The 20,931-nt window shown below is 44.3% G+C and carries 19 protein-coding genes; 12 read left to right on the forward strand and 7 right to left on the reverse strand.

Going from position 1 to position 20,931, the window contains the following annotated elements:
- Window positions 1–110 precede the first annotated feature (110 nt).
- From zorA to Q399_RS0106005, 7 genes are all read left to right on the forward strand, one after another.
- On the forward strand, window positions 111–2,099 hold the full coding sequence (gene zorA / locus Q399_RS21440; RefSeq protein WP_031566677.1) for an anti-phage ZorAB system protein ZorA: 1,989 nt from the start codon (window positions 111–113) through the stop codon (window positions 2,097–2,099).
- A gap of 10 nt (window positions 2,100–2,109) precedes the next feature.
- Entirely contained in the window at window positions 2,110–2,826 is a 717-nt protein-coding gene (locus Q399_RS0105980) for an OmpA/MotB family protein (RefSeq protein WP_031566679.1), read from the forward strand.
- 2 nt (window positions 2,827–2,828) lie between these two features.
- Entirely contained in the window at window positions 2,829–4,520 is a 1,692-nt protein-coding gene (locus Q399_RS0105985) for an EH signature domain-containing protein (protein WP_031566681.1), read from the forward strand.
- Window positions 4,521–4,529: 9 nt separating this feature from the next.
- Window positions 4,530–8,237: an SNF2-related protein gene (locus Q399_RS0105990; RefSeq protein WP_051685816.1), complete on the forward strand. Its 3,708-nt coding sequence runs from the start codon at window positions 4,530–4,532 to the stop codon at window positions 8,235–8,237.
- Window positions 8,238–8,529: 292 nt separating this feature from the next.
- On the forward strand, window positions 8,530–9,213 hold the full coding sequence (locus Q399_RS0105995; RefSeq protein ID WP_031566685.1) for a DarT1-associated NADAR antitoxin family protein: 684 nt from the start codon (window positions 8,530–8,532) through the stop codon (window positions 9,211–9,213).
- A gap of 7 nt (window positions 9,214–9,220) precedes the next feature.
- Window positions 9,221–10,123, forward strand: coding sequence for a DarT ssDNA thymidine ADP-ribosyltransferase family protein (locus tag Q399_RS0106000; protein WP_031566688.1), 903 nt, complete (start codon window positions 9,221–9,223; stop codon window positions 10,121–10,123).
- 19 nt (window positions 10,124–10,142) lie between these two features.
- The gene (locus Q399_RS0106005) at window positions 10,143–10,853 is read left to right on the forward strand and encodes a tetratricopeptide repeat protein (RefSeq protein WP_031566690.1); all 711 of its coding nucleotides are present in this window, start codon (window positions 10,143–10,145) and stop codon (window positions 10,851–10,853) included.
- Between the two features lie 95 nt (window positions 10,854–10,948).
- Here the strand turns inward: Q399_RS0106005 and Q399_RS0106010 are convergent, their stop codons facing one another.
- Window positions 10,949–11,476 carry an H-NS family histone-like protein gene (locus Q399_RS0106010; protein ID WP_031566692.1) on the reverse strand — a complete coding sequence of 176 codons (528 nt, stop codon included), beginning with the start codon at window positions 11,474–11,476 and terminating at the stop codon, window positions 10,949–10,951.
- 103 nt (window positions 11,477–11,579) lie between these two features.
- Here Q399_RS0106010 and Q399_RS0106015 point away from each other — a divergent pair, with 103 nt between their 5' ends.
- Window positions 11,580–12,137 (forward strand): hypothetical protein, encoded by a 558-nt coding sequence (locus Q399_RS0106015; protein WP_031566694.1) that lies wholly within the window; start codon window positions 11,580–11,582, stop codon window positions 12,135–12,137.
- On the opposite strand, the gene Q399_RS0106020 is transcribed toward Q399_RS0106015, so the two are convergent.
- Together Q399_RS0106020 and Q399_RS0106025 are read right to left on the reverse strand one after the other, a co-directional pair.
- Window positions 12,125–13,363 (reverse strand): tyrosine-type recombinase/integrase, encoded by a 1,239-nt coding sequence (locus tag Q399_RS0106020; protein ID WP_031566697.1) that lies wholly within the window; start codon window positions 13,361–13,363, stop codon window positions 12,125–12,127. The two genes, Q399_RS0106015 and Q399_RS0106020, sit on opposite strands and share 13 nt — an antisense overlap.
- A gap of 200 nt (window positions 13,364–13,563) precedes the next feature.
- On the reverse strand, window positions 13,564–14,424 hold the full coding sequence (locus tag Q399_RS0106025) for a YicC/YloC family endoribonuclease (protein ID WP_031566701.1): 861 nt from the start codon (window positions 14,422–14,424) through the stop codon (window positions 13,564–13,566).
- Window positions 14,425–14,606: 182 nt separating this feature from the next.
- Between Q399_RS0106025 and rph the strand changes: the two genes are divergently transcribed.
- The 4 genes from rph to Q399_RS0106045 all read left to right on the forward strand — a co-directional run bounded on the left by rph (window position 14,607) and on the right by Q399_RS0106045 (window position 17,304).
- Window positions 14,607–15,320, forward strand: a complete 714-nt coding sequence (rph, locus tag Q399_RS0106030; RefSeq protein ID WP_031566704.1) for a ribonuclease PH — start codon at window positions 14,607–14,609, stop codon at window positions 15,318–15,320.
- A 24-nt stretch (window positions 15,321–15,344) separates the two neighbouring features.
- Window positions 15,345–15,986: an orotate phosphoribosyltransferase gene (pyrE, locus tag Q399_RS0106035; RefSeq protein WP_031566706.1), complete on the forward strand. Its 642-nt coding sequence runs from the start codon at window positions 15,345–15,347 to the stop codon at window positions 15,984–15,986.
- Window positions 15,987–16,097: 111 nt separating this feature from the next.
- Window positions 16,098–16,472 (forward strand): diacylglycerol kinase, encoded by a 375-nt coding sequence (locus tag Q399_RS0106040; RefSeq protein WP_377244950.1) that lies wholly within the window; start codon window positions 16,098–16,100, stop codon window positions 16,470–16,472.
- 145 nt (window positions 16,473–16,617) lie between these two features.
- On the forward strand, window positions 16,618–17,304 hold the full coding sequence (locus Q399_RS0106045) for a substrate-binding periplasmic protein (protein ID WP_157836244.1): 687 nt from the start codon (window positions 16,618–16,620) through the stop codon (window positions 17,302–17,304).
- Here Q399_RS0106045 and Q399_RS0106050 read toward each other — a convergent pair whose 3' ends face one another.
- The 4 genes from Q399_RS0106050 to coaBC are packed head-to-tail and all read right to left on the reverse strand — an operon-like array spanning window position 17,305 to window position 20,925.
- Window positions 17,305–18,651 carry a sialate O-acetylesterase gene (locus Q399_RS0106050; protein WP_031566713.1) on the reverse strand — a complete coding sequence of 449 codons (1,347 nt, stop codon included), beginning with the start codon at window positions 18,649–18,651 and terminating at the stop codon, window positions 17,305–17,307. It abuts the gene before it with no gap.
- A gap of 2 nt (window positions 18,652–18,653) precedes the next feature.
- Window positions 18,654–19,247 carry a nucleoid occlusion factor SlmA gene (slmA, locus tag Q399_RS0106055; protein ID WP_031566716.1) on the reverse strand — a complete coding sequence of 198 codons (594 nt, stop codon included), beginning with the start codon at window positions 19,245–19,247 and terminating at the stop codon, window positions 18,654–18,656.
- 6 nt (window positions 19,248–19,253) lie between these two features.
- Window positions 19,254–19,712, reverse strand: coding sequence for a dUTP diphosphatase (gene dut, locus Q399_RS0106060; protein ID WP_031566718.1), 459 nt, complete (start codon window positions 19,710–19,712; stop codon window positions 19,254–19,256).
- Complete coding sequence (gene coaBC / locus Q399_RS0106065; RefSeq protein ID WP_031566720.1) at window positions 19,696–20,925, reverse strand: bifunctional phosphopantothenoylcysteine decarboxylase/phosphopantothenate--cysteine ligase CoaBC; 1,230 nt, start codon at window positions 20,923–20,925, stop codon at window positions 19,696–19,698. The genes dut and coaBC overlap by 17 nt, the downstream gene beginning before the upstream one ends.
- Between the last annotated feature and the right edge of the window lie 6 nt (window positions 20,926–20,931).

The raw sequence follows: 20,931 nt of genomic DNA on the forward strand, positions 1-20,931 counted from the left end.
ATGATTACCCATAAAAGGGATGATTGATTTTTAAGCTAGTGATATATTTAATTTTTACTAATTTTGAGCGCTTTGCATCAAGATTCTGACATAACTATACGGAGAGAGAAGTGTCATTGACCTTTATTTTATCTATTTTTTCTAATCATCCTCATGTAGCTGTGATTGCAGGTCTTTTGCTTTTGTTCCTTTTGATTTTTATCGGGCTATTTATGCTGCCTTTTTTCCGAGTCAGAAGCGAATTAAAAAACGCACTTAAGGAGCTAAATCAGCAGAGCTCAAAAGGTTCACTCGCTGATTTATCAAAAATATTTGGCAGCAAATCCGATTTTCGGCATCTAGTTAGTGAGTTCGTTGAGACGCTTCACCCACAAAAAGAACTGAATGAAGCGACAGGTATGCTTGAAGTTGTGCGGAACCGTTCAACTGTGCCAGCTGGCGTGTTCTTTAAACCAGAAGTGATAGTTGATCTGTCTCTTCGTACTGATTTTTTCAAACATTTACCGGGTATCCTCACTGGTATCGGCATCATTGGGACTTTTATAGGTTTATTGCAAGGTTTAACTCGATTCAATATCAGTGACGATTCTGCAGTTGTTAGAACTAGTCTGAATAGCTTACTAGCTGGCGTTACAGAGGCTTTCTTGGTTTCTGCAGCCGCAATCTGCCTAGCTATGTTAATCACTATTTTTGAAAAGTGGTTCGTCACTATTCTAAATTCTAATCTTGAACAGCTAGTTCAGAAGATCGATAGCATATTTGAAGGTGGAGCTGGTGAAGAATATCTAGAGCGGCTTGTTAATGCGTCTGAAAACTCATCAGCACAAATGAGTATGTTGAAAGATGCATTTGTCACCGAGCTGACGAGTGTGTTGCACAAAATTTCAGAACAGCAGATTAATGCCTTCAAAGCATCAACTAGTGAACTTGGTGCTGCATTTCGACAATCGTTAGTTGAAGAGTTAAGTAGCCCTCTAAAACAGTTATCCGACAATATGCAAGGTGTAAGGCAAGACCAAGGTAACGCGGTTCATAGTTTGCTTAGCCAAGTTCTTAAAGATTTCAGCACTCAATTAGAAAATCTGTTCGGTGGGCAAATTAGTGGGATCAATCAGGCGCAGCAAGAGACTATTTCTGCACTAAACACGGCAGTTTCAAAGATTGAACTGATGGCTAAGTCTTTTGAGGATGCAGGTAAAAAAGGTTCTCAAGACATCTCAGATACACTGACCAACGCATTGAAGCTTGCTTCTGATAAGCAAGAGCAAATGAACCAAAACATGGAAAACTTTATCAATGTGATGAAGCAACGACTTGCTGAAGCAGGTGATGAGTCCAACCAGCAAATGCAAAAAAACCTATCTAATGTAACTGGCGCTTTCGAAACTCTCGTGCAAAGCATGCAATCACAAGTTACTCAGTCCAATGACCAGATTCTTGGTTCAACACGACAACAAGTTGAGGCGCAACAACGTCAACATGAATCTCTTGAAAGTCATCTGAAAGAGCTAACTCAATCTTCCAATGCCGCAATAGGCAAAATGACAGAGTTAGTCACACAAGTAGAACGATTTACGTCTTCCGCCTTAGATAAGATGAATTTGGGAGCGAATGAGTTATATCGTGCATCGACCGAGTTTGCTGCAGCTGGTGGAAATGTTGAAGCAACACTAACGAAATCTGCGCAATTAAGTACAACATTAACAAGTGCAGCGACAAGTTTGACGCAAGTTGGCCAGCAGTTGAACTCAGGTATGCAAGATTATCAGACGCAGCGTAATTCGTTAAAAGATATGATGGCTTCAATGCAGTCCGTGGTTGATACGGCAAAACGTGAAGTTGCCATGACGGATGCACTTGTGAAAAAACTGCAGGACTCAGCACAGCAACTTTCTCAAGCTAACACGGAAATAGATAGTTACCTTGAAAATGTCACTAAAGTGCTTGCTTCGTCGCAGCAAACGTTTAGTGAAGGCATGATCAAAATTGTCGGTGAGGCCAACCTTAAGTTCCACGAGCAACTGAATTCATCGGTAGGTTTGTTACGAACCGGTATTGAAGATTTGCAAGATGTAGTCGATTCGATTCCAACTCGATAAGGGCACCTGAATGCTATTTAGAAATGTGTCTTTATCAAAGCGAAACGCTGACGATGCAGAAAAACCATTTTGGATTTCATTTGCCGATTTGATGACTGCACTGATGGTTATGTTTTTATTGGTTATGAGTGTTGCGTTGCTTGCCGTTACAAAAACTGTCTCCGAAGCTGAACAGAAAAAGCAACAACGTGATGATGAGATCCAACAACTTTTGGCTCAAGTCGAGAACGCTACTCGTATGCATGGCATTACCGTTGATAAATCGAGAAATGTTATCGACTTTGGCGACCAAGCGAATTTTGAATTCGGTAAGTCAGATATCAATCAGCAAAAAGCCGAAAAACTGCATGAATTTGTGCCTGATCTGCTGAAAATAGCGCAAGACCAGCTAGGCGAGAAATGGCTTAAAAGAGTAGTTGTAGAAGGTTATACCGATAAAGCTGGTACATATCTTTACAACCTCAATTTAAGCTTACAACGCAGTCAACGAGTTTTGTGCGTGCTGTTAAATCCATCAGCGGATTTGAAAAGTAGTTTGTCTGTTGGTCAAAAACAGCAAATTAAACAGTTGTTTTTAGTTGGTGGATATTCATCAAATTCAAGCAAAGAGTCTGCTGATGCCAGTCGACGGATTGAGTTTCGATTGGAGTTTTTTGGTTTAGACGAAGAGCATCGTCGACCTGATATCAATCAGTCGGAAGCTGATTTTGGTCGGTGCAGTATTTGATCATGAAGAACCTGAATGAACTGACGAACCAACTTCGTGAGCTTAATGAACAAGCTATGGTTGCGTTATCTATTGCTCCAGAGCTGACTCGTGGTATCGAAGCCATTCAGAGGAAAAGAGAGCAGCTGGAAAAATGGGCGAGACAGGAGCGCGTAAAAGCGCCAGACGCAGGAAGGATCCATACAGCACTGGTGACATTTTTTAGGGTTAAGAACATTCAAGATATAAGGCATGCAAGGTATTTGTGTTTTGGTTGCACTGAATCAGTATTGCCTAATTCGACCTCTTTGTTAGATCACTCCATCTTGTTTGACGAATTACTTAAATTTGTCAAAAGCGCACAAAAAGAAATGCGAGCATTTCGATTAATGTATCGAGGACTGCTCAACGCTTATTTTAGCGTCCATCCTGAAATCAAAGAGCTTAGTAAAGCAGCATTAGCAAGTTGGGTGAAACTTAGAGATTTTTTATTTGATAATTTGCTGCACATCCGTGATGTGAATAAACCAAGAGACTGGATCGAGTATTTGCACTTTAACCATGAAGTGTTGACGGAAAAGCCATGCGATAAGTTCGGAAAGTCGCTCCTTGAAGGTAACGCCACTCTCGTTAATGAGGCTAAACAGCAGCTCAATATAACGGACGCTTCATGGTTTATGAAGTTGTTGGTCAATGCTCAAGTAGATGCTGCATGTGTTGCTGAAGATGGTCTGTTCAAAGAATTGATTCCTAAGCTGCTTGAGTTACTTAAAACCCACTCACTACTTCTTGATCGAAATCTTGCGAAGATTTTAGACCGTTACTTTAAGTGCGCTGCAGCACCACAACACTTAGCACTACGTGATTTTGCAGTAGACCATTGGAAAAACCCTTGGCTCAGCACAAATCAGCACAAATGGGCTCGAGTTGAAGATAATACCAAGATGCAGATCACGCGTTGGTTAAAAGAAAAGTTTATCAAACAGTTTTTCACCTTCTTAGCTGACGATGGTAACAACGATCAACGGAGGGTTGCTTTCTGGATGCAATATACAGATCAAATTGAGCAGATGTATTTTGCGTTTGGTCGAACAGCTCTTGAAAACCGAAGTACCGATTTCAAGCAAATGCGCCAAGAAATGCAAGGTTTAACGTTCAAGCTTGAAGCTGGCGGTGTACCGTCTAACAACGCATTCATTATGAAAATTCGCGATGTCGTTATTGTTGAATTTGGCACTACAGGCAATGCGACTTATTTCTTTAATGCGAGTAAACCATTACCGTTCAATCTAAGCAATGCACATCAACCAGGACCACTTTGGGGGCTTTATGGAGATGGACGCATGCTTAAAAATTGGTCATCACCAGCATTTATTGACAAATTAAGCCATGGCGGATCTTGGGAATACAATTTTAGTTATTTCCTTAAGAACTCCCTACAGATATCCACTGATGAGCAACTCGCAAAAATAGCCAGAGCACAAGCTGAACAAGCTGAACGTAATGCGATTACTAATCAAAGACGTCAAGCTGAAATAAATTCGCTGAAAGAGTTAGCAGACCAGCATTCCTTTACCATCAAAGATAATAGAGAAAAGGGTGGCGCACTTTGGATTGAAAAATATGGCGGTTTCTCTGAAGAGCTAAGTAAATTGCTTAAATCCAAAGGTTTTATCTGGTCTGAGCGAAACAGCTCGTTTTATAAATCTTCGTAAGGTCTTAAGATGTTAGGTTGGCTTAAAAAAAGAAAAGCATCTGCTCGTAATACCAACTGGTCTGCATGGTCATGTAAATTCGATCAAAATAAGATCACATGGTCTAAAGGTGAAGATGGCCATAAATGTGGTGAGTACGCAGAGTTAATTCTGGAGCAGCTAGAGAGTGAAGGTTACGCTACTCGTTCTAACGAAGAATTTATAATCGAATGGCATTCGATTTTTGATGTTATATCTCACCCAGATTATCAGCAAGTTTTATCCCAAATTGCCATTCCAGAAATAAAACAACTAAAGGCTGAACTTTGCAGTCAAGGTTCTTTGCTGGATCCAACATTTAAGATTTTAATAAACGGTTGGCTAGACGAACATAATTCGACAATTGCAGTTAAACCAAAATTTGGCCCAGCATGGGAATCTGCAGAACAATTAGTTTTATTAAGTGAAGAAAACTACAAGTTAACCCAAGCAATAACTGAGTTTTATCAAAACAAAGCAGAAGCCGATCAACATTATAACCATCGGCATTGGGGAAAAATCCGCAGATTAGCTGTTGCTGCAGGTGCAAAATTAGATCAGTTTTTGCTGCGTTCAGTAGTGCTTACTCCTGACAAAATTAACTTAGAGCTACGACGTTCCGAGCTCAGCAAAAGGTGTCTCATAGAAGTCATTCCTGAATTTTCTGATTGTCCAGTTGATTGGATTCAAGCTTTTGATGATCGTGCAGAAGTTTCTGATGTTTACAACATTTCGACTGACTCAGGTATCGTGCAAGTTCTTCCTTCGCCAGAAGTAAAAACGATTCTGCGCGAAATCAAAAAAATGCCGAATCGCAGAGTGGCTGGTGCTGAGGCTGAAGCATTTATTACCAATCCTGTTGCATATCTAGGTGAATCAGCCGCTGCTTGTCTAGACCTAGAACAATTTGAAAAATCGCGTGTTGCTGCTGATTTAGAATTTGACCGATTTTTTGCAGCAATATCAGTAGAAGGTGATGAAGTTATCGCGGTTGGTTTGAAAGTGATGCAGTCAATGCATGCTGGTGGTGGTGAGATCTATTATCTTTTTAAAGATCCGCAGCAACTCGATAGCTTTTTAGAACAGTTAACCAAGACAAGAAATGAAGGAAGACAGCTTTTTCTCTATGACGAGTTCGAATTTGAGCTCTTTGGGGACAGTTTTCATGAACAATCACTGCTCTTTGATGCGAGTCAGCGTTGGAAATTATCACAAACTAAAATATCGGCTTCTGATATCTATAACCTCGATAATTACTCCGATCGTATTGCAGAAATTGGTGAAGAGAAACGTTATAGCTCACCTTATATAGAAAAGCCGAGTGTACTTGATACCAATACAGACGATTTAAATACACCAAAAATTGGTGTAACTGATTCAGATACTGGTGAGTTTATTAATGTACCTGCGACTCCAGAATCATTAAAAGAACTCACATCGGCAGTTTTGCAGGCAGAAAATCTTGGCCAATCAACAGTCAAGATTTTGGATACTCAGAAAACCTTACCTTTGCCTGATGCAAGGTCATTAGCCAATACCTTATCTGCTTATTTGAACGGTCAGGATGTTAATACCAGTGACGGCTCTAATAATGGTAGCGGAAAGAAAACTACAAATGAAAAGAGCAACCGTAAAGGATTAGTGCTCAAAGCAAACATTGAGTCGCTAAGTTATCTTGAACAGCGTAAACAATTACACTTACCAACAGCTGCTGAGGCGTTAATACCTAAAGCATTAAAGGCTAGCGTAGAACTCAAATCACACCAGTATTACGGTATTGCTTGGCTACAAAATCTGTATATGAATGCGCCACATATGTGTCGAGGCGCTTTACTTGCCGATGACATGGGTCTTGGTAAGACTTTGCAATTACTCACATTTTTACATTGGGTTTTTGAATCTAATAGTTCAGAAAAGCCTGCGTTAATTGTTGCTCCAGTATCTTTATTAGAAAACTGGCAGCAAGAAATTTTTCGTTTTTTCGATGTAAATGCTCTGAAAATCTGTGTTGCTTACGGTAAAGCGCTGCAGGAAATGCGTATAACCCCAAATGGATTGAATGATGAATTACGTGGTCATAAATTTCTTCGTAAGAATTGGGTTGGTGATAGTCATCTAGTTCTGACAACCTATGAAACACTTCGTGACTATGAATTCTCATTCGCAGCACAACAGTGGTCAGTAATGATCTGTGATGAAGCGCAGAAAATCAAAAATCCAAATGCGATGCTGACCAGATCTGCACAAAAGCAGAATGTCACTTTCAAAATTGCATGCACTGGTACTCCTGTTGAAAACAGCCTGACAGATTTGTGGTGTTTATTCGATTTCATTCAGCCGGGTTTACTTGGTGCGCTAAATGAGTTTGGAAGGAAATATCAAAAGCCAATCGAAACCAAAACAGATGATGACCGTGTGAAGTTGGACGAGCTGAGGCAGTTGGTTGAGCCGCAAATTTTGAGACGAACAAAGGCAGATGTTGCGAAAGATCTAAAAGAAAAGATCTTTGTACCTGACTGTAAAAAGCTGCAAATGTCTGATTATCAGCTCGGTCTTTATCGCACATCTCTCAGCTTGTTTAATAACCAGCGTGAGGAATCACCTTTTAAAAATCATCTGACTTTATTGCAGCATCTTCGAGCTATTTGTAGTGATCCTGCTGAATATAGATGTACAACCTCTATAGATTTACCAGTTAAAGAAATTATCTCGCGTTCACCAAAAATGGCTTGGTTGATGGAGCAATTGAAAGAGATCCAGCTTAAGAACGAGAAAGTGATTGTCTTTTGCGAGTTTCGTTCTCTTCAGCTGATTATTAAGAAATGTATAGAGCATTTTATTGATTTTAAAGCAGACATCATCAATGGTGACACTGAAACTTCTGTTGATAACGCGAATAGCCGTCAGAAACGTATCGCTCGATATTCTGCTATTGATGGTTTTGCAGTGATTATTTTATCTCCTGTTGCTGTTGGCTATGGTGTTAACATCCAAGCGGCTAACCATGTGATCCACTTCACTCGAACATGGAATCCAGCAAAAGAAGACCAAGCTACTGACCGTGCTTATCGTATTGGCCAGACAAAAGATGTATTTGTTTATACGCCAATTGTTGTTGGTAACGGTTTTATAAGTTTCGAGCAAAAGCTTGATGAGTTACTTGAGTATAAACGTCAATTGGCCGGTGACATTCTTAATGGCGCATCTGATGTAAATTGGAAATCTATAGAAATTGGCGAAATCTCACCACCTGATATCACAATCAATGAGAGGCTATTCAGCAAAGACCACTTAGAAGGTATTGAACCAGAGTTGCTTGAGGCGTTAGCTGCATTTTATTTTAGCAGACTTGGTTTTAATCAGGTCTTCATTACTCCTCAGAGTGATGACAAAGGCGTTGATGTGGTTGCAATCAAAGGACATGAAGGCATCCTTGTGCAGTGCAAGAGTTCGAAGTCTTCAAATAAAGATCTTGGATGGGAAGCAATCAAGGATGTTGTCGGAGGCACTGCACATTATCAAAAGAAATTTCCTGAGATGAATTTTCGCAGAGCATGTTTCACCAACCGCATTTTTAATCGGAATGCGATAGAGCAAGCAGAGCTGAATTCTGTGGAGCTAATCGACCAGCGTGTACTAGAGCTGTTTGTTTCAGAAAATAAAGTTACTTTTACTGAAATTGAACGACATTTGCTGTGAAGAAGTAAGAAGGCTTTTCAGATTTTAGTCAGAAATACTAAATTTTTTCATTTTAGTTTTCAATGGAGTCTTATAAGAATAGTGTAGTGACTTTATTCTCATGAAAATTTGAATTTTATTTTGTGCTGTGTAAATGTACAGTATCGTCAATCTACAAGGCCATTTTTATTAGACCAATTTGCGGATACTTACCTTCCAACCCTATCTAAACTAGTCACTATTGATGAAAAAGGATTTTGTGTATTTTTCTTAATTTTTAAAAATATTTTTACTTCATAAGTAAGGATTCATTTTGGCTTCTAGACCAATTTTCATATCAAGTAGTTCATGGCCCTATGTAACGGAGGAATTAGTAGATTTCGAATGGCATAGAGGACTTGCTATATCACAGAAACAAAAATCTATTAATTCTTTGCATTTGGCTGCAAATGATAAATTTGAAAAATTAAAAATTTTAGAGATATCGACAAAAAGTTTGGATCCGTTAGGGATTAAGTTGAGTGCTTTTAACTTAGAAGTTAAACTTAAAACAAATAAATTCGTGCCTCTAGAAAATGTTTTTCAATCATCAAAAGTGTTTGATAGAGGTGGGCCATATAAAGACCTGCTGTATATGGCAGCAAATGAAGTAAAATCTGATAAACGCCTGAAAGAAAGTGGCAACTTAATTGGCTTTTCCAGTAATGGAAAATTATGGCCTCTAGAGCCAAAAACAATATTTTATGACTGGCTTTATATTAATACTGTATTCCTCTCATCCGATTTGTCATCTGAAATTCTGAAATATAGAGCATTTACGGATATTGAGTTTAATCCAAAAAAAAGCTTTAATTGTCAGGCGAGGTCTGCAGCATTATTTGTCTCCCTATGGAGTTCCGGTGAACTAAAAAAATGCATAGAAAGTTCCGAGTATTATTTAGAGCTTTTGAGTGCGTCTGGTAATAATGTAGGTTACAAACAAAGTGAGCTGTTCTGAAAATTTTATGGATAAATATTTTGAGATTGTTTTTAATTATCTAATTAATAACCTAGATGATCACTCAGCTTACGAATTCGTTTGTAATGAGTTATCTTTCGGCGCGACCAGCTCGCTAAAGGTAAGAAATTTCATTAAATCAAGTGGTGTTATATTACAAAGTCCTCAAAATCCATCTGATTTTAATGAACTCAACATTTTCCTCACTAATTATCTTCTCGAGATTGGTGCATTTCAAACCACAATAGATCTTCGATTACGTATCGTTGACGCGGTGATGGAAAAATTTTCAATCGGGAAGTATTCCAATTTAAAAGAAAAAGCAAGTATAAAGTTTTTTTCAGAAAAAACAGGGATTTCAAATTTAATACACTTCACAAAAATTGAAAATATTCCTAGTATAGTTGATATAGGAATTAACAGTATAGATTTCAATAATGAAATCTATAAATCTCATTTTGTTAATGATCAATCAAGATTCGATTATCGAACTAATACAATATCGGTATCTTTGTCATATCCAAATGATAAAATGCTCTACAAATACAGGAAAATGCAGCCCAATCAACAATGGGCTGTTTTAACTTTAATGCCTGATATACTCTGGGAGTTAGAGTGTCTTTTCTGCTGGCAAAATGCTGCTAGTTCATCAATTTCACGCTTAGATAAGTCAGAGTTATATGGATTAAAAGCGTTAAGACGGATGTTTCATACCGATAATAATTTTAGTGTAACACCTTATCCAAAAGATTCACAGGCAGAAGTTTTGGTAATTAATCATATACCGCCGAGATACGTAAAAGAAATATTTGTAGAGAAAAAATCAGATTATTTGGATGGTGTGAATATACCATTTTTTGTTGATTCATTTTATTTTAACAATCGGGATTACATATTAAGTAAAGCTTAATTTAATAAAGGAATGATGTATGGGTTTTTTTGATTTTCTATTTAAAAGTGTGCAGACTAGGATTTCGACTGATGAAAGATCTGAAATTGAAGGTGAGAAATTTTTCCGCCAAGCAATTCAGTTTTCACAATACGGTAATCAAGAAGAAGCAATAAATCATTTTTCTTATTCGATTTCATCGAGCCCACATCACTCATCTGTTTTTCTAAATAGAGGCGCTTGCTTGATGATTCAAGAGCGTTACTTAGAAGCATATGAAGATTTTATGCATGTTATACACATGGAAAAAAATCGTTTATCGATAGATGGTGAATCGTCGTCTAATAAAGCTATTGAGAATATTAAAAGAATAGCTATTTTCATTGAATTTGAAAAAAAACATGGAAAAATTGTGCAATCTCAAATTGCTGATGATGGTGTTGACCATTTTTGTATGCGCTGGTCTGAAGTGTTGTTTAATGATTTTTTATCTAGTGATAAAAAAATAACTCGACAGTTTGTTTTTGAAGAATTAAAAGAGCTAGAGGAGATGGGCGGATTTCATCAAGAGTTTGCGCTAAACTGTGGTATTAATTACTCTGACTTCTCAAATGTTTCTGATGAATATGATACTTTTAAAGCATTTAGTATGTTTAAAAGTGTTCTATGTTGTTTTAGTCGAGATCCTTTATTCATGTTTCAGATTAGAAGAAATATAATTTTAAATTTGAGCAAAATGATCTATGGTTAATTATTTAGATAATTTTATTTGGTCACAATATAAATTTATATTTTGAATGAATAGCCGCTATAAACCCTTAAAATTACTAGCGGCTATCAATTTATTTATTTTTTACTTAAAATATCTTCACCATTCTGCTCTGCCCAAGCATTCCAAATTTCAACTTTAGCGTTAAAACTCTCTGTCGCTTGAGCAACTGCATCAGCAATAAGTGGTGATATCTCACTTTGAAATTTCTTTTCGACCTTAGCAAACGGCACAACTTTAATACCACGTTCTTCCAAACCTTTTTTCATGGTATGTGTTTTCAGCAGGTGCAACTTGCCATCTTCAACGTAGAAAAATTGGCTTTCTGGATTCAGCGTTTTGAACTTTGGTTTTGTAGGACGTTTTTCAGCTTCGACTTTTTCTTCAACTACTTCGGCAGCGACATTGGTTGTCAGTTGCAGGCCGAGTTGCTCAAGAGAGAAACCTTGTGCCTTTGCTAGTTGTTTAATTTGTTCGATGGTGTCGATTTCTTTTTGACGATCAGCGATGACTGATTGCAGTACTTCAATCGCTTCATGAATTTTGGCAACAGAGATTTCTTTGGCGGCTTTTTTCAGTTCTTTTTTATCAAGCAAAATAGACATGGTATTTCCATTGGTTGGTGAGATCTAATACCTTTAGGTTACTCAATTTCTGCGTGTCATGCACTATTGTTTGTTCATTCATATGGTTAAAGAGGCTTAAGTTATGGCAACTATTAAAACACGCGTATTCAAGGATGGCGCAAAATCTGTAATCAAGAAATTGCGAAGTGATGTCTCACCTGAGCATTCAGCGTTCAAATTTGTTGAGCAATGTCTTGTGCTGTTGGATGGCTTCAGCAAACTGAAGAAAAAAGAACAAACGGATGTCGCTATAAAGCTGAATAAGTTGATCGATAAAATTTCCGACAAAGCTGATTTACCAAAACTGAAAAAACAGATTATCGATGCAGAGAAGTCGCGTCGGTATGCGTTATCGAAGAAGAAAATTACCTTGAGCAACGAACTGGCTGCGCAATTGCAGTCATCGGTTGCGGGTTATTTGAATAAACGAAGAGTATCTTATCAAGTTGCCATCAGAACATTACTTGAATTAGCTGCTGATAAGTTACCAACTTTGGATGCTGAGCCAAAGGTGAGCAAACGACCTCTAGGTGTTCATGTTGTCGCTAAACTACCTGAGCGGATGGAACCGAGGGTACATGTTGGCCCCCCCGGTACGATTAAAAAGTTGAAAGAGCAATATGAAGGTCAGGAAAAGTAAGGACTCATCGTCTTCAGGTCGAGGTATTTTTCAAGCGCATCAGCAACTCGTTGGTGAGCGACTCGACGTTCTTCTAAGTAGTCATGACGGTCATAAATACCTTCAACACCTTTGAGCTTATGGTTTAAGCAGCGTTCTGCCACATCACCTGAAATACCCAATTTTGCACAAAGCGTCCGAAAGGTGCGACGCAAGTCGTGCACACTAAAGTGTGCAATATCACCCATCAAATTTTTGGGTTGCACCTTGCGGCCTGCTTCATGACCAAAGCATTTGGTGATTGCTCTATTTAAGGTATCAGATCCCATATGCGGTGTTTTGCTAGCGCGTCTTGCTGGTAAGACATACTCAGAGAAACCAGCCTGCACTTTAAGGATCTTAAATAATGTCAGTGCCTGTGTCGGTAACGGAATGGTGATAGGTACACCTGTCTTCATCCGTTCTTTTGGTAGGTTCCAAAGTCCGTTATCTAAATCAAATTCAGACCATTTCGCTTCGCATAGCTCTGACTTACGCACACCAAGCATCAGAAATAGGCAGCAAGAAATATAGTTATCACGGCCAAAACTGCTGATGTTTTCACGAAATATACGAAACACTTCGGCAATCTCTGATTCGCTTAGCGCTCTGCTTTTGGCATCTTCTACGCCGCCTGCATCGTTGGTATTGAAGCTGGCTGCTGGATTAGAGTCAATCAGGCCAAGTTTGATGGCATGTCTAAACATCTGCTTCATATACATCAGTGCATCGTTGCAGATTGTTGGTCGGTTCGACTCGCGGATTTTTAGGATCACCTGACGGACGTCCAGAGGCGTGACAGAAGCCACCGAAAGCTCGCCAAGGATTGGATGAATGTCTTTACCATATATCCGGTGGGGAATTTTAGGGTGTTTGATTCTCGGGAGTAAATCTTGGTGGAACCAGTCATCAAATAGCTTATCGCAAGTGTATGACTGTGCCGACTGAGCTCTTTTTTTCTCGACCAATGGATCTTTGCCTTCGTCTCTCTGATCTGACAATCCAATAACTACTTCTCTAGCTTCTTTGAGACTTAGCTGAGGATAATTGCCTATGGTCATATAACGTCGTTTACCGTTGATGACATAACGGAATTCCCAACTAGCCACCTTGTACTGATTTAAACGGAAGTAGAGGTTGTTACCAACAGGCTTACGGACTGGCGTACCAGCACTGATGATTTGTTTCAGTTCGGCAACGGTTGTCATAGGAAAAAGCTCCATAAATTCGACACTTATGGAGCTTATACTAGTAACCATTTTGAGGTCTTGCAATAGGGCGACTGGTAACCAAACTGGTAACCATCTGCTTTACGCTACTTGAGCCAGAAAGATACAGCTTGATTAGGTAATTATTTTTATATCAATCACTTACATTTATCTGATTCAGCTTGAACCAGCTTAAAAAATCATTCGATGTTTTGGATCTGCTCCCGCATCTGCTCAATCAACACCTTCAACTCCACCGCCGTATTGGTGATCTCCGTCGAAATCGCTTTTGACGACAAGGTATTCGATTCGCGGTTAAATTCCTGCATCATAAAGTCGAGGCGACGGCCGATGGCTCCGCCTTGTTTTAAGTGATGGCGGGTTTCTTTGATGTGGGCGTCGAGGCGGTCGAGCTCTTCGGCGACGTCGGATTTTTGCGCGAGGAAGGCCATTTCCTGCTCGAGGCGGTTTTGCTCCAGCTCGGCTTTGATTTCCTGCAGGCGGGTCAGCATTTTGTCGCGTTGCCATTGCAGTGCTTGTGGCAGGTGCACGCGTAAGTTGGCAACGTGCGTGGAGATTTGGTCTAAACGGTCACGAATCAGCTGTTCAATGGCGACGCCCTCACGGCCGCGGCCGGCGAGGAAGTCTTTCATCGCGATGTCAAAACTGGCCAGTAATTCGGCCTGCACGGAGTCCATGTCTTCTTCCTGGGTTTCCATCACGCCGGGCCAGCGCAGGATGTCGGCGATATTCAGCTGGGCTTGCGGGCTTTGAGCTGCCAAAGCGCTGGCGGCTTTCATCAGCTGGCCGGCAAATGCTTCGTTGATTTTTAAATCGCCGCTTTGCTGCGCCGCGTTATAGCGCAGGTTCACTTCCACTTTGCCGCGTTGCAGGCTCTGGCGCAGTTTGTCGCGCAGCAGGCTTTCCATACCCCGGAATTGCTCGGGTAACCGAAAATAACTCTCGAGATATCTTTGGTTAACGGAGCGGATCTCCCAAACGGCGTTGCCCCAGGTCGCTTTAATTTCGTGACGGGCAAAAGCGGTCATGCTGTGGATCATGCGATTATCCTTGTGTACATCAAAAAACATGGAAAAACCGAGTATACCCACAAAGCCGCGCAGAAGGCCAATCTGCTGACTGCGCGAAAAACGCCGGCTGTGGCAGAGATGGCGGTATGGCGGTGAAAGCCCTATAATGCCGGCATCATTTTTCGCCAAATCAATGGCCATCGAGGTTTCCCATGCGTCCAAGCGGCAGAACAGCCAGTCAGATCCGTCCTATCAGTTTCACCCGTCAATTTACTGCTCACGCCGAAGGTTCGGTGCTGGTGGAGTTTGGCAACACTAAAGTGCTGTGCACTGCGTCTGTGGAAGAAGGCGTGCCGCGTTTTATGAAAGGCCAGGGCAAAGGCTGGATCACCGCTGAATACGGCATGCTGCCACGCGCGACTCACACCCGCAACGACCGCGAAGCCGCCAAAGGCAAACAAGCTGGCCGCACTATGGAAATCCAACGTTTAATCGGTCGCGCGCTGCGCGCCGCGGTTGATTTAAAACTGCTGGGTGAAAATACCATTACTTTTGACTGCGACGTAATTCAGGCCGACGGCGGCACCCGCACTGCAGCCATCACCGGCGCTTGTGTGGCTTTATGTGACGCGCTGAACTTCATGCGCGCTAAAGGTCTGATCAAAACCAACCCACTGAAATATATGGTCGCTGCCGTGTCTGTTGGTGTGTATAAAGGCGAACCTATCGCTGATTTGGAATATGTCGAAGATTCCGCTGCTGAAACCGACATGAACGTGGTGATGACTGAAACCGGCAAACTGATTGAAATTCAGGGCACTGCAGAAGCTGAGCCATTCAGCTTTGAAGAAATGCAGGCGATGCTGGCGCTGGCGAAAGACGCAATTCGCGAAATCGTCGACGAACAAAAACGTGTATTGGCATAACAAATCTGTCTTTAAGGTCTTCCGATGAAAGCTTTTCAACAAGAATTTATTGAATTTGCCCTGTCGCGTCAGGTGCTGAAATTTGGTTCATTTACGCTGAAATCCGGCCGCACCAGCCCGTATTTCTTTAACGCCGGTTTGTTTAATACCGGTGGTGATTTGGCCAAACTTGGGCGTTTTTATGCTGCTGCGTTGATGGATGCCGGTATTGATTTTGACGTGTTATTTGGCCCGGCTTATAAAGGTATTCCAATTGCCACCACCACCGCAGTGGCGCTGGCAGAACATCACAATCGCGACGTGCCATATTGCTTTAACCGCAAAGAAGCCAAAACGCACGGCGAAGGCGGCTCGCTGGTCGGTTCGCCACTCAAAGGCCGCATTATGCTGGTTGATGACGTGATCACTGCTGGTACTGCCATTCGCGAATCGATGGAAATTATTCAGGCGCAAGGTGCAGAACTGGCTGGGGTGTTGATTGCGCTGGACCGGCAGGAACGCGGCAAAGGCGAACTGTCAGCGATCCAGGAAGTAGAACGTGATTTTGGCACCAAAGTGGTGTCGATCATTGGCTTGAAAGACTTAATCCAATACCTCGAAGGCAAACCAGAACTGGCGCAGCACCTCGATGCAGTCAAAGCCTACCGCGCGGAGTTTGGCGTTTAAGACGCCGGGTTGTCTTCAGGAATTGTTAAGTTTAAGCTGCGATAACTACATCCCTTCTGTCAGCTTTGAAGGCCAGCGTTGCTGGCCTGCTTGTTTTTAGCGGAGTCTGTGTTGATCAATAAACCAAATGGCAGCGGTTTTGGCCGTATTCTCAAAGCCACTGAGTGTTCGCGTAAAGGTTTTGTCGCCGCCTGGCGTTTTGAAGCGGCGTTTCGGCAGGAAGCTCTGCTCGCCATGCTGATGTTCCCACTGTCATTTGTGCTGGCCGAGTCGGTTGGCCATTGGGCCTTGCTGGTAGGCGTATTGCTGCTGGTTTTGATTGTTGAGCTGCTCAATTCCGCCATTGAAGCGCTGACTGACCGCGTCAGTCTGGAACGCCATGAACTGTCCGGTCGCGCCAAAGACATGGGCTCGGCAGCTGTCACTTTAAGCCTGACCATTGTCGCACTGGTGTGGGGCGCAGCCATCTGGCAACTGCTGCAATAAAACCGCACAACACAGTTTTTTACTGTGCTAAGGTAGTTCTAATTCCCTTGGCGGAGTCGTCCAGACTATGTATTGGCGCGGCCTTTTCCTCTTTTGCTGGTGTTGGCAGCCTGCTTTATTTGCTGCAGAAATATTTTGCTACGACATGCCTGGCGATGTTCCCGCCGCTGAGCAAATTCAGGTCAAAGGTCAGCGTATTGATGGTCAGCACACTGCGCGTATCGCCGGTTGGGTGCTAGACGTCCTGCCAAAGGCCGTTTTTATCAATCAACCCTGGCAGCGATGCCTCAGCCACGCGCAGCAGGGCCGGGTTACGGGGTTATTGTCGCTGGGCTGGACTGAAGAGCGCGCCAATATTTATAGCTTCCCGCAACTGGGCAAGGTACCCAATCCGGCGTTGGCGCTTTACGAAGTGCCCTACAATATTTATGTGCATCGGCAGAGCCAGGTTCGCTGGGATGGCCTGCAGTTCACGGGGCTGAAGTACGGCTTAATCACATTAAAAGGTTATCTTGCGGAGCAACGGCTACGCGAGTTGAATGCGTTGTCGCCGCTGCAAACCGACATCACTCAGGCCGTGGAACTGGTAAGTAAGGGGCGCCTGGATGGTTATGTGGTACCGCCGGGCGTCGTCGATAATATGTTCCGCAAGCAACCCGGTTTTGCGCAGCTCAGGCAGCTGGACCAGCCCTTGTTTGCAATGCCACTGTATTTGGCGTTTTACCCGGGGTATTGCCAGCAGAACGCATCGAAGTGTGAGCAGATTTGGCAGCACCTTGCAGCGAAAAAAGCCTTGTGGCAGCAACAACAAGCGCCTGTGACTGCACAGTAGTCAAACCCAACCAGATTCTGCGCCTCCAGCCAGTTCAGTGGCTGTGAAGACCGGCAGCGTCCAAATTCCCGGCAACAATGGCAAGCCTTCCGCTGTGTATAAAGTAAGATGCGGCCGCGCGGACATGCCATAACACAGCGTATCGGCGTCTGCCGGCACTGTGATATGGACGTGATGGTGCGCCGCATGCAGCACTGCCGGTGCGGACTGCCAGCCCACCGCAGGACTATGTATAAAAAATCCGTCGAGTGGCCCGCTGTGCTGCCAACTGCACGCTTGTGGCAAACGCAGTCGCGCCGTTGTTGTGTTGCGCTCAAGCAGTTGCGCTGTTAGCTGAGAGGTTCTGCAGCCTAATCCGGCATCTAACAGCTGCGGTAGTTGCAACGCCAGTCGCCGGGCTAGTTCGGCTTTAAACGGGGGATGAATATCATCTTCAGCGCCCAAATCGGCGGCAGACACCAACATAACTTGATGCGCTGTTGCAGCGATGTATTGCTGCGCCTGACGCACCAGCACAAAACCATGTTGCAGTTGTGGCAGGCCAGATTGGCCAAAACCAGCGATTTGTACCAACAGCAGAGGGAACTCCCAGCCAGCAACCTGACGGCAATTGTGCAGCCAGTGTTGCAGTTTGTCGCCATAGTGGGCTGCGTCTTTGCCCATCGCATTCTGTTCGCCCTGATACCAAACCAGCGCGGAGAAAGGTTGCTGCAGCCAGGGTTTGAGCCTAGCTGCAAACAAAGCGCCCGACAGCCAGGCTTGGGTGGCGTTGGAGCCGTCAGCGTGTTCAGTCCAGGCGTCGATGGCAGAGCCGGGCCAGCTGATATCCACCAGCCCCAGCATCACGTCGGTTTCTGCCGGTTGATAACACTGGCTAAAGTGATACAGCAGCGCCGGCCAGCGTACACAGTGCTCTGGGCTTAGCGCTAACCATTGGCCCGGCGCCTGAAAATCAGTGGGGGCACTTTGGTAACAGCGCAGCCGCTGGTGATTTTGCAGCTGTGTCATGGCGGCAGAGAGTTGCTCTGGATAACGCGCCAGCGGCCAGCCAACATTAGACTGACCGGCAAAAAGCAGCAGCTCGCCAAACCACAGGTCATCCAGCTGTATTAATTGGCTACCGTCAGTAGAAATACGTAGCGTCCAGGGGCCGGAAGGCGGCAGTGCGTCGATGGCAAAACCAAAAGCACCCGCGCTGTCACTGTAGCCACTCAAAGTGATGCAGGCCTGATCACGCTGCAGCACCATCGTCAGTGGCATGTCGGAGGTCGTCTGACCGCAGAGCCGCAGCGATTTGCTGTGTTGCAATACTGCGCCTGATGACCATGGCGCTGACAGACGGAACACTGTTAATCCTGCGCGAACAGGGCCGCTTTTAATGCTGGCCACTGACTGGCAAAACTCAGGTGGGGCGCTTCTTTAAAGCCGCTGCGCACATACTGATGCAGCCGGCCTTCGATAAAGGCCAGCAGCAAATTGGCCACTGCGGCTTCATCGCCATGGCGTTTGCCGGTGCCGAGTTTACGCTCGCGCAGGCATTGCTTCAGTTGTTTTTCCAGACTGTCGAGTAATAAAGTGACGCGTTCGCGCAGTCGTTCCTGCTCGCCTTGTAAGGCTTCGCTGGTCAGCAGCCGGCATAAGCCTGGTCTGCGGCCGGCAAATTGCAGCAGGGCTTCCAGCATCAGCTGAATACGGGCTTCGGCTTGTTTGTGGGTTTGGAAAATAACGCGAAATTCCTGCTGCAGCTCTTGTTCCATCAAATCGAGCAGGCCTTCGAACATCCGCGCTTTACTGGGGAAATGACGATATAACGCCGCTTCGGTGACACCCACCTGCGCCGCAAGTGCGGCGGTGGTGATCCGCTGACCGGGGCTTTTTTCCAGCATCACGGCCAGCGCATCCAGAATTTCCGCTTTGCGGTTGCTGCTTCTGGGTGTCGACATCAGCAATTATGACCGGCCTGAGTGGCCGAAGCCGCCTTCGCCGCGCTCTGAGGTATCGAATTCTTCGACCAGTTCAAACTGCGCCTGCACCACTGGCATAAACACCAGCTGAGCGATGCGGTCGCCCGGCTGAATAGTGAAAGCATTTTGGCCGCGGTTCCAGGTAGAAATCATCAGCTGGCCCTGATAATCCGAATCGATAAGGCCGACCAGATTGCCCAATACGATGCCGTTTTTATGGCCCATGCCGGAGCGCGGCAGAATGGTCGCGCATAAGTTCGCATCACCGATGTGAATGGCAAGACCGGTTGGGATCAGTTCAGTCTGGCCCGGTAACAGTGTCAGCGGTTCATCTAATAAAGCGCGTAGATCCAGCCCGGCAGAACCCGGCGTGGCGTATTCTGGCAGCGGGTATTCAGTACCAATGCGGCGGTCAAGAATTTTCAGTTCAATGCTTTTTTTCATCTTGGTATTGCTCATAAATCAGGGAAATTAAAGCTTGTGCGAGCTCAGTTTTGCTGCGCTGCCCCAGTGGGAATTCGGCGGTTTTGCTGTACACCGTGATGGCGTTTTGCTCGCTGTTAAAGCCAAGCGACGGGTCGGACACATCGTTGGCGCAAATCAAATCGAGATTTTTCTTCTGCAGTTTTTGCCGGGCATAATCGGCGACTTTTTCCGTCTCGGCGGCAAAGCCGACTGTAAAAGGCCGTTGTGAAGTGAGCGCCGCGACGCTGGCGATAATGTCCGGGTTTTTCACAAGCTGCAGTGACAGGCCGTCATGGTCGGCGGTTTTTTTGATTTTCTGCGACGCCAATTCGGCCACACGAAAATCAGCCACGGCGGCACAACCGATAAAAATGTCGCACTGCTGTGCTTGTTGCAGACTGCTGACATACATCTGTTCTGCGGTGGTGACATCAATTCTTTTGACGCCAGCAGGAGTTGCGAGCTGCACCGGCCCGCTGATCAACGTGACTTCTGCGCCCAACGCGGCGGCAGCGGCGGCGAGGGCATACCCCATCTTGCCGGAGCTGTGGTTACTGATGTACCGCACCGGGTCAATGGCTTCCCGCGTCGGGCCTGCAGTAATAGTGATTTTGACGCCTTGCAGGCGTTGCTGCGCGGGCGTTTTCAGGACGCCAATCACCGCATCAACCAGCTGCAGCGGTTCGAGCATCCGGCCCGGGCCAACATCGCCACAGGCCTGCTCGCCGGCATTTGGTCCAAATATGTGAATATTTCGTGAAATTAAAGTTGATAAATTGGCTTGGGTCGCTATGTTTTTATACATCTGCTGATTCATCGCCGGCGCGATGGCCAGTGGTGCGCTGCTAGCCAGAATGCAGGTGGTCAGCAAATCATTCGCCAAGCCATGCGTGATGCGGGCGATGACATCGGCCGAAGCTGGCGCCACTAATATAAAGTCGGCCCACTTTGCCAGTTCGATATGGCCCATCGCGGCTTCGGCCGCCGGGTCCAGCAATGACTGGCCGACCGGATGGCCGGACAGCGCTTGTAAGGTCAACGGCGTAATAAATTCGGCAGCGGCCGGAGTTAAAATGACACGGACTTCGGCGCCACGCTCTTTCAGGCGGCGAACTAAATCGGCAGATTTGTAAGCAGCGATGCCACCGCTGATCCCAAGCAAGATCTTTTTGCCAGCAAGGATGTTGTGCATAAGAAA

Source organism: Rheinheimera texasensis DSM 17496, assembly GCF_000711985.1.
Taxonomy (GTDB): domain Bacteria; phylum Pseudomonadota; class Gammaproteobacteria; order Enterobacterales; family Alteromonadaceae; genus Pararheinheimera; species Pararheinheimera texasensis.